The organism is Brevibacterium ammoniilyticum, from assembly GCF_038429965.1.
Classification (GTDB): Bacteria; Actinomycetota; Actinomycetes; order Actinomycetales; family Brevibacteriaceae; genus Brevibacterium; species Brevibacterium ammoniilyticum.
This window is the reverse complement of the sequence record NZ_BAABNP010000006.1, coordinates 40,006-52,822: the sequence shown is the minus strand read 5'-3', so window position 1 is coordinate 52,822 and position 12,817 is coordinate 40,006. Positions and strand designations below refer to the sequence as shown.

Sequence of the window (12,817 nt, the reverse complement as noted above, 5' to 3'; positions counted from 1 at the left end):
GCCCTTCCCTGAGAACGCCGCCGTCGACCCAGCGGGCTCGGCAGCAGCGGTCGGCCGATCCGCAGGGATCCCGCGCGATCCGCGCCGATCCGGGCGACACGCCTACCGGCAGGTAGTTGAAAGGCGGATCTCCCGCCGAGGCGGACCTGGTGCGGCCGTCTCCCCACCTGGGCCGGGGGCCGCGGAGGGTGTGAATTTGCCCAGAAGGCCCGACTCTCTCTAGACTGGATGTCTGTTGTGTCGTGACAGATCGGTCCTCGATCGATCGGCCGCGACCGACATGGTGCTCACCCACCGCTGCACTCCAGCTTCGGCCATCTCTCACAGGCTACGGCTTCAGCGCTGGTGAGACATCTCGCCCGAACGGGCATACCTGTTTCGGCGTACACAATTTCCATTGCGAACGCCGCGTGCACGGGTGCACAGCCGTCTCCGACCGGACCGCAGTCTGCGACCGAGAAGGCGCCTGCCCTGCACAGCAGCATCGCATGAATTTGTTGATGTCTTCCGACATCGGCGCAAGCGAACGAGCTTGTTTCGAGAGTCGGTAACTTGTGAACTGGAGGAGAGTCATGGCAGCAACCTGCCAAGTCACCGGGGCCGTTCCCGGTTTCGGACACAATGTGTCCCACTCGAAGCGCCGCACCAAGCGCCGCTTCAACCCGAACATTCAGACGAAGCGCTACTACGTGCCGTCGCTGCGCCGCAACGTCACCCTCAATGTGTCCGCCAAGGGCATCAAGGTCATCGACGTCCGCGGGATCGACGCCGTCGTCACCGAACTCATTGCCAAGGGAGTGAAGCTCTGATGGCGAAGACCCAAGACGTTCGTCCGATCATCAAGCTCAAGTCGACTGCCGGCACCGGGTACACCTACGTGACCCGCAAGAACCGCCGCAACAACCCGGACCGCATCGTGCTCAAGAAGTACGATCCCGTCATCCGCAAGCACGTCGATTTCCGAGAGGAGCGCTGAGCCCACATGGCTAAGAAGTCCAAGATCGCCCGCGACAAGCAGCGTCGCGTCATTGTCGAACGCTACGCCGAGCGCCGTGCGGCCCTCAAGCGTCAGCTCACCCACCCCGACAGCACGGACGAGCAGCGTGAAGAAGCACGCCTCGGCCTGCAGAAGCTTCCCCGCGATGCCTCGCCTGTGCGCGTGCGCAATCGTGACCAGGTCGACGGTCGCCCCCGCGGCTACCTGCGCAAGTTCGGACTCTCGCGTGTCCGCTTCCGCGAAATGGCGCATGACGGCGAGTTGCCCGGCATCACCAAGTCGAGCTGGTAATCTCTAGGGAGTTCGTTATCGGAAAACGGACCGGTAACTGACCGACTTGTCCTAAGGAGGACACTTTTATGGCTAAGAACCGCAGTGAGCTCGTTGCAGAAGTTGCCGAGAAGTCCGGCCTGACCCAGAAGCAGGTCTCGGATGTTCTCGACGGTGTCTTCGACGTCTTCTCCGATGTCGTCGGCAAGGGCGAGAAGCTCACCATCCCCGGCTGGCTCTCCGTCGAGCGCACCGAGCGTGCCGCTCGCAAGGGTCGCAACCCGCAGACCGGTGAAGAGATCGAGATCAAGGCCGGCTACTCCGTGAAGCTGTCCGCTGGTTCGAAGCTCAAGGCTGCCGCTGGCACCCCGAAGTGACCTTCGCGCTCAAGCGCGAGATGACCCGGACCGAATGGTCCGGGTCATCTGCTTTTCCGGGGTAATCTGCACCACCTCGGCGGGCACGAGTTCGCGCCCGGCGACCCCGGGACGATATTCTGAACCCATGCATGAATCGGCAGGCGGACATCTGTGACCTCTCACGACAACGAGCCGATCATCCGATTCACCGCTCGCGCAGCCATCCCGATCCTCGCCCTCCTCGGCTTCGGCGCCGGACTCGTCGCGATGCTCTACACGGGAGCCGCGGAACCGACGGTCATCAATGACCCCGGCGCGATCGTCCGCTTCGGACTGCCCGCCGCGAAGATGGTGTTCAACCTCGCGATGAGCCTCACCATCGGCGCTCTCCTCTTCGCCCTCCTCATCCTTCCTCGCACGCAGGGACGCGTGCGCACGAAGAAGGGCCAGAAGGCCCCGAAGGACGACGAGACGCCCTTCGACGCCCTGTGGGAGAAGTCGCTCAAGATCGCCGAGGCCGCCTCGGTGGCGTGGACCGTCTCGGCCGTGGCCGTGCTCCTCTTCACCTTCGTCTCCACGGTCGGCGCGCAGGCCTACCTCAACTTCTCCAACCAGCTCGGCGTCTTCCTCACCCAGATCGCCTTCGGCCAGTACTGGGCACTCATCGTCGTCCTCATCGCCGTCGCCTCGACCCTGTGCTTCGGGTCCCGCTCCTATCTCGGACTCGCCTTCGCCGCCCTGCTCTCGATCGGCGTGATGATCCCGCTCGCCCTCATGGGCCACTCCGCCTCGGCGACCGGTCACACGCAGGCCGTCAACAGCATCGGCCTCCACCTCTTCGGTGTCTGCCTGTGGCTCGGCGGGCTCACGGTCATCGCGCTGCTCGGTGCGAAGCTCGCGAAGTCCCCGGAGCTGTCGACGTTCATCTCCCGCTACTCCGCGATCGCCCTCTTCTCCTTCGTCGTCGTCGCCTACTCCGGTGTCGTCAACTCGATGCTGCGGGTGGAGAACCTCGACGACCTCATGACCCCCTACGGGCAGGTCATCATCGCGAAGTCGTTCGCGACGATCCTGCTCGGACTCATCGGCTTCTGGCATCGTCGGTTCGTCATCGCCCGCCTCGGTCGGGCCGCCTCGGCGACGGTCGAGTTCTGGCGCCTCATCCTCGTCGAATTCGTCATCTTCGGCGCGACCATGGGCCTGGCCGTGGCTCTGTCGCGCTCGCAGCCGCCCGTGTCCCAGGAACCCGTGGGCAATCCGACGCCCTCGGAGATCCTCACCGGCGAGCAGCTGCCGCCACCGCCGAACTTCTCCCGCTTCTTCTCCGAATGGTCCGTCGACCCCCTCTGGGTCGTCGTCTCCGTGGGCCTGACGATCGCCTACGTCGCAGGCTTCATCCACCTGCGCCGCCGCGGCGACACGTGGTCGGTCTTCCGCCTCGTCAGCTGGATCATCGGCATGATCGGGCTCCTCTACGTCACCTCCGGCGGCGTGCAGGTCTACGGCGAGGTCTCGTTCTCCGCGCACATGATCCAGCACATGATGCTCGTCATGGTCGTGCCGATCCCCATGGTCCTCGGCGCCCCCATCACCCTGCTCATGCGCGCGACCACGGCCCGCACCGACGGCTCCCGGGGCATCCGCGAATGGGTGCTGTGGCTCGTCCACACCCCGTACATGCGGTTCCTCGCCAACCCGATCGTCGCGAGCGTCAACTTCGCCGGTTCCCTCGTCGTCTTCTACTACGCGGGCCTGATGAAGTACGCCCTCGAATGGCACATCGGGCACGAGCTCATGCTCGTCCACTTCCTCGGCGCCGGCTACCTCTTCGCCCAGGCCCTCATCGGCATCGACCCCGGCGTCAAACGGTTCCCGTACCCGCTGCGCCTGCTCATGCTGCTCATCACGATGGCCTTCCACGCGTTCTTCGGCATCTCTCTGCTCAGCTCCGAGGTCCTCATCGAAGGCGACTGGTTCGGCAATATGGGCACCGACTGGGGCTACACGGCGATCGAGGACCAGCAGCGCGGTGGTGCGATCGCGTGGGGCATCGGCGAGATCCCGACCCTGTTCCTTGCGATCATGGTCGCCTTCCAGTGGTCGAAGTCCTCGGACCGCGAGGCGAAGCGCGTCGACCGTCGTGAGGCCCGCACCGGCGATGCTGAGCTGCGCGCGTACAACGACATGCTCTCGCAGATGGCCGAACGCGACGCCAACGCCGGCCCCCGCCGAGGCTGACGCCAGGATCCAGCCGCACCGCGGTCGACTCAAGCCCGCCACCGTCGGCCCCCGCCGAGGCTGAACTCCGGTCCCAGCGGCAGCGACCTGCCCGCGTCGGGGACACCGGATCCGGGCGACCGCCTCGGCGACCCACTCATCACGCACACATGATGTGCGCGAATGTGCACGCCGAATTCCCGAATTCTCACCCTGTTGCGCCCCAATCGCCGATGTGATGGCGCACACTGTTTCTTGAGCATCATTCACCGCAGCGGTGGATGTCGGCGCGGCTGGCCGCGGCAGAGACCTCATCGTCGAGGTCGCCGCCGCTGCCGGATCGCCGCCTTTGCCGCCACAGCAGAACGGTCTGCCCGCTCAATGGGGACGCGGATCGTGGAAACCAAGGAGAGTCATGAGTGCACAGAGCAATGCGGAGAGGAAGTCGATCCGAGCGCAGCTGCGCAAGGTCGTCGCCGCCTCGATGGCGGGCACCGTCGTCGAATGGTACGAGTTCTTCCTCTACGGGTCGGCGGCGACCCTGGTGTTCAACTTCATCCTGTTCCCGCCGTCGGACAACCCGCTGACGCCGATCCTGCTCGGCTTCGCCACCTACGCCGTCGGCTTCATCGCCCGCCCCATCGGCGGCATCGTCTTCGGCCACTACGGTGACAAGTTCGGGCGCAAGAAGCTCCTTCAGCTCTCGATCATCCTCGTCGGCGCGGCGACCTTCCTCATGGGCTGCCTGCCGACCTTCGACCAGATCGGCTACCTCGCCCCGATCCTCCTCGTCCTCCTGCGCATCGTCCAGGGCTTCGCGGTCGGCGGCGAATGGGGCGGCGCGGTCCTGCTGGTCGCCGAGCACTCACCGGACAAGGAACGCGGCTTCTGGTCCTCGTGGCCGCAGTCGGGTGTGCCGCTGGGCAACCTGCTCGCCACCGGTGTCCTCTTCGTCCTCACCTCGACCCTGTCCGAAGAGGCCTTCCTCTCGTGGGGCTGGAGGGTCGCGTTCTGGCTCTCGGCGGTCATCGTCCTCATCGGCTACTACATCCGCACCCGCGTCTCCGATGCCCCGATCTTCGAGAAGATCCAGGCCGAGGAGATCGAAGAGGGTGTCGACTACGGCGTCAAGGCCGTATTCAAGCGCTACCCGCGCGAGGTCTTCACCGCCATGGGCCTGCGGCTCGTGGAGAACATCCACTACTACCTCGTGGTGACGTTCTCGATCACCTACCTCGCGGTCGCCGTCGGCATCGAAGCCAGCGAGATCCTCGGCCTCCTGCTCGGGGCGCATGCGATCCACGCCCTGCTCGTGCCGATGATCGGCGCCCTCGGCGACCGGATCGGACGGAAGCCGCCGTACGCGATCGGCATCATCCTCACCGCCTCCTGGGGCTTCTTCGCCTTCCCGATGTACGACACCGGCAAGCCCGGGCTCATCTTCCTCGCCCTGCTGCTGGGCCTCGTCTTCCACGGGTTCATGTACGCCGGCCAACCGGCGATCATGGCCGAGATGTTCCCGACCCGCATGCGCAACTCGGGCGTCTCGACCGGCTACCAGGTCACCGCGATCGTCGCCGGCTCCTTCGCCCCGATCATCGCCACGGCCCTGCTCGACCAGTTCGGCTCCTCGGTGCCGATCGCGATCTACCTCGCCGTGGCCGCGCTCATCTCCCTCGTCGCGCTCATCTACACCCGCGAGACGAAGGGCATCGACCTCCACTCGCTCGACGCGAAGGACAAGGAGCGCCGCCTGGCCGGCAAGCGCTGAGATTCCTCGGACCGCTGCCTCGCCGAGGTGGGGCAGCGGTCCGCGTGCCACCTCGCCGAGGCGGGGCGGAGTCGGTCGCGACTGCCGCACCTCGGCGGGGAGCAGCACACCACACTCACACAAGGAGGACGGACCATGGTCGATCTCTCAGGCAAGCGCGCGCTCGTCACCGGTGGGGCCTCAGGGCTCGGCAAGGCGATGTGCGAGACCTTCGCCGCGGCGGGGGCGAGCGTCACCGTCGCCGACGTCGATGCGCAGGCGGCCGACGCCGTCGCGACGGCCGTCGGCGGTGAGGCGTGGGCCGTCAACCTCGCCGACACCTCGGCGCTCGACGGGATCGACCTCGACGTCGACATCCTCGTCAACAATGCCGGCATCCAGCGGATCTACCCGATCCCGGAGTTCCCGCTCGCCGACTGGCGGCTCATCATGACCCTCATGCTCGAGGCGCCGTTCGTGCTCACGAAGGCCGCGCTGCCGGGCATGTACGCGAAGGGCTGGGGGAGGATCATCAACCTCTCCTCGGTGCACGGTCTGCGCGCTTCCCCGAACAAATCGGCGTACGTCGCGGCCAAGCACGGGCTCATGGGGCTGACGAAGACGACGGCGCTCGAGGCGGGACCGTACGGGGTGACGTGCAATGCGATCAACCCCGGCTACGTGCTCACGCCCCTGGTCAAGGGGCAGATCGCGGATCAGGCGCGGACGAACGGGATCAGCGAGGACGAGGTGCTCGAGAAGGTCTTCCTCGGCCACTCGGCGGTGCCGAAGCTCGCCGAACCCGAGGACATCGCCCAGCTCGCACTCTTCCTCGCCAGTGATGCCGCCGCCGTCGTCACGGGGGCCGCGCACAGCGTCGACGGAGGCTGGACCGCAGCCTGAGCCGCTCAACAATGCTCCGCACGAGCAACCCTCCGGGCGCAGCGCAACCCTCCGGGCGTCGCTGCCTCCAGTCGAGCAACCTTCCGGGCGCTCAGCAACTCTGCGCCGGGTTGCCCAGCGACCGGAAGGTGGCTGAGAGTGAGCGCCCGCGCGGCCTAGAGCACTTCGAGGACGCTGCGGACGCCCGCATTGCGCAGCGCCTCGTGACGGACGGCAGCCCAGTAGGAGACGCGCTTGGAGAAGAGGTCCGGCAGCACCTGGACGAGACTCGGGTCGTCACGGGCGAGGAAGTCGGGCAGGATGCCGATGCCCACCCCGTTCGCCGTGGCCCGGGCATGTGCGTGCACCGAGTTCGAACGGAAGAACCCCTTGCCTGTGGGGATCTCCGATGAGGCCTCGTCGAGGTCGTCGACCTGGAGTGAGTTCTCGATGTAGTAGACGATGCGGTGTTCGGCGAGGTCGTCGAGGGTGACCGGCACCGGATGCGTGCGCAGATAGTCCTGCGAGGCGTAGAGCTGGAGCCGGTAGTCGCGGATGCGCTTGGCGACGCTGCGCGGGGAGTCCGGACGGCCGACGACGACCTCGATGTCGACACCCGACCGGTACTGGCGGGCTCGCTGTGTGGCCGTGATGAGTTCGATCTGCAGACCCGGGTGGCTCTTCTGCAGGTCCGTGAGCGCCGGGACCGCGTATTCGAGGGCGAAGGCCTGCGGGCAGGCGATGCGGATCGTGCCCGAGAGCGCCGAGGTCTCCGGGGCGTCGATGCGCCCGAGCGCCGACTCGATGTCCTCGGCGATCGGCAGCAGCTGTCGACCGGCCGTGCTCAGCTCCCAGCCGTCGGGGGAGGCGACGAGGACCCGCTGACCGTAGGCCTTCTCCAGGGCGGCGATGCGCCGTGACACCGTCGTGTGGTTGAGTCCGAGACTGTGCGCGGCCGCCGTGAACTTCCCCAGGCGCGCGACGGCGAGCAGCGTGAGCAGATCCTCGGGTGAGATCTGCCTGCCGGAACCGAGCGGTGCATGTGCGGCCATAGTCTGCTCATTCTATCTGCGTGCATGCACACTGCGGGTGCGGAAGAGGTGCCCGACCCGGCGGATCCCCGAGTGCCCGGCTGGCGTAATGTGAAGGGGAACACACGAGAACTCGATGCGAGGAGGCATACGATGGCGACGATCGGATGGATCGGCCTGGGCAATATGGGACGGCCGATGACAGCGAACCTGGTCAAGGCCGGACACACCGTCAAGGGATTCGATGTGGTCCCCGAGGCCGTGACCGCGGCAGCGGAGGCAGGTGTGACCCCGGTGGGTTCGATCGCCGAGGCGGTCACCGACGTCGACATCGTCTTCACGATGCTGCCCAAGGGCGAACACGCCCGCACCGTCTACCTCGCCCCCGACGGGGTGCTCGCGAGCGCCGATCCCTCGACCCTCCTCGTCGACTCCTCGACGATCGACTTCGACTCGGCTCGCGCCCTGCACGAAGAGGCGAAGGCCGCCGGGTTCCGCTTCGTCGACGGACCCGTCTCCGGCGGAGTCACCGGCGCCCAGGCCGGGACCCTGACGTTCATGCTCGGCGGCTCCGATGCCGATGTCGCCGAGGCGAAGGCCTTCATCGAGCCGATGGCCGGCAACATCTTCCACGCCGGCGGTGACGCCGCAGGTCAGGCCGCGAAGATCGTCAACAACATGATGCTCGCGATCAGCCTCGAAGGCGTCGTCGAAGGCGCCGTGCTCGCGCAGCGCTTCGGCCTCGACCCGAAGGCGTTCTACGACATCGCGAAGGTCTCCTCCGGCGATTCGTGGCCGCTGCGCACGTGGTACCCGGTGCCGGGCGTCACGGAGACCGCGGCCTCGAACAACGACTTCCGGCCCGGATTCGCCACGGCGCTCATGCACAAGGACGTCGGACTCGCGCTCGCCGGAGCCGAATCGCAGGGCGTCGACCTGCCCGCGGCCTCGCTCGTCTACGCGCAGCTGCAGAAGCTCGTCGACGAAGGGCTCGAGGGACTCGACACGACCGCGATCATCCGGAACATCGACCCCGAGGCCGCAGGCCTGCCCAAGGACGCCTGAGTCCCCAGCCGGCAGGCCAGGCGCCGCAGCCGGCAGCCCTGAGGATTCTGCGCCCCTTCGCGGGTGATCTCGACGCCGAGATCACCCGCGAAGGGGCGCACAGTCGTCTCATGATGGGCGCAGACCGGCACGCAGGCGTCGACCGACCTCATGCGAGACTGGAGACATGAGTTCGCCCGACGTTCTGACACCTGAAGAAGCCGCCGACATCCGCTCCCGCCTCGACGAGGTGGCAGGCCGCACCGCTGCCGCCGCCGAGGCGAGCGGCCGGTCCGCGGACGAGGTGAGCATCCTGCTCGCGACGAAGACGCAACCGGCGGAGAAGATCCGCGTGGCCATCGAGCACGGCTTCGACCTCATCGGGGAGAACAAGGTCCAGGAGCTCGTCGCGAAGGCCGAGGACCTCGCCGACCTGCCCCACGAGGCGCACCTCATCGGCCCCCTGCAGAAGAACAAGGTCAACCACACGCTCCGGCATGCCCAGTGCATCCAGTCCGTCGACAACCTCGAGCTTGCCGAGAAGATCGCCAACCGCCTCGACGTCCTCGACTCCACGATCGACGTCTTCGTCCAGGTCAACACGTCCCGCGAGGACTCGAAGTCCGGGGTCGCCCCGGAGGACGCCGAGGCGCTCGTCGAGTCCGTGCGCCGTCTTGATCGCCTGCGCCTGCGGGGTCTGATGACGATCGGCCTGCCCGGCAGCACGCCCGAGGAGATCCGCCCGAGCTACGCCGACCTCCGCGAACTCAGCGCCCGCCTCCGCGAATCCGGGGTGCTTCCGGAGGAGGCCACCGAGCTGTCGATGGGCATGAGCAGCGACTTCGAACTCGCGATCGCCGAAGGCGCGACGATGGTGCGCATCGGCTCGAGCGTCTTCGGCGCCCGCGATTACACGTGAGCCTGGTGCCCGCGACTGCACATAGACCGGCGACGGCGATGCGGCACCCGCTCCGCTCCGCCTGCGACCTCACCCCGTGCCCACTGCGTCCCAGGATGACAGCCGCCCTGCCGCCTCGGCGGGGGATCTGAGACGATGGGGAGATGAACGTCAGCCCGCAGAGCTCCCCGGCCACCGCTGAGGACACCGCACCCACCGCCGAGGACCCCACGGCGAAGAACACCCCTGACACGCCTCGCACACGGGAACCCAAGGTGCGCGCCCCCGAACTCCTCGGGCGCCGGTGGATGAACTCCGGCGGCAAGGAACTCAGCCTCGCCGACCTGCGCGGCAAGGTCGTCCTGCTCGACTTCTGGACGTTCTGCTGCATCAACTGCCTCCACGTCCTCGACGAACTGCGCCCGCTCGAGGAGAAGTACTCCGGCGAGCTTGTCATCATCGGCGTCCACTCGCCGAAGTTCGAGTTCGAACGCACCGTCGAGGCCGTCGACCAGGCCGTCGAACGCTACCAGGTCGAACACCTCGTCCTCGACGACCCCGACCTCATCACGTGGCAGGCCTACACGGCCCGCGCATGGCCGACCCTGGCCGTCATCGACCCCGAAGGCTACCTCGTCGCCACCCTCTCCGGTGAGGGCCACGGTGCCGGTCTCGGGGAGATCATCGAAGGCCTCATCGCCGAACACTCCGCGAAGGGCACTCTCCATTCCGGCGACGGCCCCTACGTGCCCCCGCCGGCCCCGGAGACCGAACTCTTCTACCCCGGCAAGGTCACGGTCCTGCCCTCGGGCAACCTCCTCGTCGCCGACTCCGGCCACCACAGCCTCGTCGAATACGATCCCGACGCCCAGACCGTGCTCCGCCGCATCGGCACCGGGGAGCGGGGCCTCACCGACGGCGACTTCGACACCGCCGAGTTCAGCGAGCCCGGCGGCATCACCGTCCTGCCCGACGACCTCGCCGCCCAGGTCGGCTACCACCTCGTCGTCGCCGACACCGTCAACCACGTCCTCCGCGGGATCAACCTGACGACGGAGACGGTGACGACGATCGCCGGCACCGGTGAGCAGCACATGGTCGGGGCGATCGACAACGTCCGCGGCACGCACGGCGCGCTCGGCCGCTATGACGGCCCCACCCTCGACGTCAAGCTCTCCTCCCCGTGGGACGTCCTCTTCGTCCCCTCCACCGCCGAGGTGGTCGTCGCGATGGCCGGCAACCACACCGTCTGGTCGTTCGACCCCGTCACCGGCAGCATCCGCCTGCTCTCGGGGACGATGAACGAAGGACTCGTCGACGGCGACGGAGAGACCGCGTGGTTCGCGCAGTCCTCGGGCCTCGACCTCCAGCCCGACGGCACGGTCATCGTCGCCGATTCGGAGACCTCGGCGATCCGCCGACTCGACCCGGCCACGGGTGAGGCGAGCACGCTCGTCGGCGTCGGCCTCTTCGACTTCGGGTTCCGGGACGGTCCGGCCGCCGAGGCGAGGCTCCAGCATCCGCTGGGCGTGCGCACCCTGCCCGACGGCACGCTCGCGATCGCCGATACGTACAACGGGGCGATCCGCCGCTTCGACCCGGTGACGAACGAGGTCTCGACCCTGGCTCGCGGTCTGCGCGAGCCCTCCGACATCCTCGTCGTCGGGGACGAGGGCGACGCCGCACTCCTCGTCGTCGAATCCGCTGCGCACTCGCTCACCCGGGTGACCCTGCCCAAGGATGCCCAGCGTGTCGACGAAGGCGCGCAGACCAGCCACCGTCCCTCGACCGAACTCGCCGCAGGGCCGGTGTCCATCAGCGTGAGCTTCACCGTCCCCGCCGGTCAGAAGCTCGATGACCGGTGGGGTGATCCGACGTACCTCCAGGTGTCGTCGACGCCGCCCGAGCTCATCGTCTCCGGGTCCGGCGGGGCAGAGGGGCTGAGTCGGGACATCGTCATCGACCCTGCATTCACCTCGGGCGTTCTCCACGTCACGGCCCGCGCGGCCGCGTGCGACGGCGAACCGGGCGGAGAGATCCCGCTCCACGCCGCGTGCCATCTCTACCAGCAGGACTGGGGGATCCCGCTCGACCTCACCGCGGCGGGCCCGTCGGCCCTCGACCTCGACCTCCGCGGCGCCTGAGCGAACAAATCGCACCAGACCCGACGGCCTCGTCACATAATCGAGACTTCGCCGAGGCGGCGCGGTTCGACGCGCACCTTCGAGGCCTTGACGACGACCGACCCGCCGAGGACGAACGAGAGCGTCTCGTCGAGGTTCTGCTCGTCGGCGGTGACGATGTCGCGGTAGCGGCCCTTGATCCGCACCTCGGCGGTCGCCGGAGTGAGCTCGAGGTCGCCGCCGGAGGCCGTGAGGCTGATCTTCGGTTCGCGCACGATCGACCATTCGACGTCGCCGAGGATCTCGTTGTCCGTCTCGTAGCCGAACACGCAGCCGGAGGGCATGAGCGTCTTCGACTTCACGCAGTTCTTCAGATGCTCGTCGACCTGCTTCGCGACGGCCTCCTGCAGCTTCGCGGTGGGCTCCGGCGAGAGCGTGACGGTGGGGGAGTCGCCGGGACCGGTCACCTCGGCGCGCTCCGACTTCGACTTGAGGAACGACGCGTCGAACCCGACGAGGTAGGTCGCGGGGAAGAGCACGGGGACCTCACCGGCGGCCACGCTGAAGCCGTTGACGGTGGCCGTCGAGGACCCCGAGACGTCGAGGTCGAGGGTGGGCCACGCCTTCTGCTCGATCGCCCACCGGTCGAAGAGGCCGGCGGCGGCAGGGAGCCTCACGAGGGTGAGGTCGATGCTGCGGGTCTGCGAGGACAGCACATAGGACAGCCGGACCGTTGCGCGGTCGCCCTCGGTCGACAGCGTCTCGGCGGAGGCCTCGCGGGGCAGGTCCGGGGACGCGGAGAGCACGTCCTGGTTGAGTGCGAGCGTCGATCCCGGGGTGGGGGAGGAGAGGTAGGAGAAGGCGCGTTCGGCGTTGCCCGCCTCGATCGCGGACATGTACGCCTCGACCGTGCGCGCCGGCGTGTAGACCGTGACGTTGAGCAGGGGCACCGAGGCGACGGTGAGGACGATGACGACGAGAGCCGAGATGAGGAGTGCGCGGGGCGGTCGCATGGCCTCTCCTGTTCGGCTCGGGGATGACTCGGCCGGGGGTCAGGGCGGCCGAGTGCCGAAACGGCGCACGCCGGTTCGGTTGGGATGACGAATCCAGTTTAGTGGACAGCGGGCCTGTCGGACTCACGCGTGCGCGCCGAGGCGGTCACAGTGTCGCGGTGTGCCGACCGCATTGTCCCGCCGAGGTGGTCGCAGTCGCGGCGTGGCGGCCGCAGTCGCGCAGTCGCGGCCGC

General features: G+C 67.7%; 12 protein-coding genes. 10 read left to right on the top strand and 2 right to left on the bottom strand.

The window, feature by feature from the left end; all coding sequences use genetic code 11:
* The first annotated feature begins 572 nt into the window (after positions 1-572).
* The 7 genes from rpmB (at position 573) to AAHA49_RS08535 (ending at position 6,496) form a co-directional block, all read left to right on the top strand.
* Positions 573-809 (top strand): 50S ribosomal protein L28, encoded by a 237-nt coding sequence (rpmB, locus tag AAHA49_RS08565; RefSeq protein ID WP_339391367.1) that lies wholly within the window; start codon positions 573-575, stop codon positions 807-809.
* Positions 809-976 carry a 50S ribosomal protein L33 gene (rpmG, locus tag AAHA49_RS08560; protein WP_009376595.1) on the top strand — a complete coding sequence of 56 codons (168 nt, stop codon included), beginning with the start codon at positions 809-811 and terminating at the stop codon, positions 974-976. The genes rpmB and rpmG overlap by 1 nt, the downstream gene beginning before the upstream one ends.
* A gap of 6 nt (positions 977-982) precedes the next feature.
* Positions 983-1,288, top strand: a complete 306-nt coding sequence (gene rpsN / locus AAHA49_RS08555) for a 30S ribosomal protein S14 (protein WP_009376593.1) — start codon at positions 983-985, stop codon at positions 1,286-1,288.
* 68 nt (positions 1,289-1,356) lie between these two features.
* Positions 1,357-1,644 (top strand): HU family DNA-binding protein, encoded by a 288-nt coding sequence (locus tag AAHA49_RS08550; RefSeq protein WP_009376591.1) that lies wholly within the window; start codon positions 1,357-1,359, stop codon positions 1,642-1,644.
* Between the two features lie 153 nt (positions 1,645-1,797).
* The gene (locus AAHA49_RS08545; protein ID WP_339391366.1) at positions 1,798-3,864 is read left to right on the top strand and encodes a bifunctional copper resistance protein CopD/cytochrome c oxidase assembly protein; all 2,067 of its coding nucleotides are present in this window, start codon (positions 1,798-1,800) and stop codon (positions 3,862-3,864) included.
* Between the two features lie 394 nt (positions 3,865-4,258).
* A complete protein-coding gene (locus AAHA49_RS08540; protein ID WP_339391365.1) occupies positions 4,259-5,614 on the top strand; it encodes an MFS transporter in 1,356 nt (451 codons plus the stop codon).
* Between the two features lie 135 nt (positions 5,615-5,749).
* Entirely contained in the window at positions 5,750-6,496 is a 747-nt protein-coding gene (locus AAHA49_RS08535; RefSeq protein ID WP_339391364.1) for a 3-hydroxybutyrate dehydrogenase, read from the top strand.
* Positions 6,497-6,651: 155 nt separating this feature from the next.
* Here AAHA49_RS08535 and AAHA49_RS08530 read toward each other — a convergent pair whose 3' ends face one another.
* Positions 6,652-7,527 carry a LysR family transcriptional regulator gene (locus AAHA49_RS08530; RefSeq protein WP_339391363.1) on the bottom strand — a complete coding sequence of 292 codons (876 nt, stop codon included), beginning with the start codon at positions 7,525-7,527 and terminating at the stop codon, positions 6,652-6,654.
* A gap of 132 nt (positions 7,528-7,659) precedes the next feature.
* Between AAHA49_RS08530 and mmsB the strand changes: the two genes are divergently transcribed.
* The 3 genes from mmsB (at position 7,660) to AAHA49_RS08515 (ending at position 11,592) form a co-directional block, all read left to right on the top strand.
* On the top strand, positions 7,660-8,571 hold the full coding sequence (gene mmsB / locus AAHA49_RS08525) for a 3-hydroxyisobutyrate dehydrogenase (RefSeq protein WP_339391362.1): 912 nt from the start codon (positions 7,660-7,662) through the stop codon (positions 8,569-8,571).
* 166 nt (positions 8,572-8,737) lie between these two features.
* On the top strand, positions 8,738-9,469 hold the full coding sequence (locus tag AAHA49_RS08520; protein ID WP_339391361.1) for a YggS family pyridoxal phosphate-dependent enzyme: 732 nt from the start codon (positions 8,738-8,740) through the stop codon (positions 9,467-9,469).
* A gap of 143 nt (positions 9,470-9,612) precedes the next feature.
* Entirely contained in the window at positions 9,613-11,592 is a 1,980-nt protein-coding gene (locus AAHA49_RS08515; RefSeq protein WP_342037953.1) for an NHL domain-containing thioredoxin family protein, read from the top strand.
* Between the two features lie 32 nt (positions 11,593-11,624).
* On the opposite strand, the gene AAHA49_RS08510 is transcribed toward AAHA49_RS08515, so the two are convergent.
* Positions 11,625-12,584, bottom strand: coding sequence for a hypothetical protein (locus AAHA49_RS08510; protein WP_342037952.1), 960 nt, complete (start codon positions 12,582-12,584; stop codon positions 11,625-11,627).
* Positions 12,585-12,817: the final 233 nt, after the last annotated feature.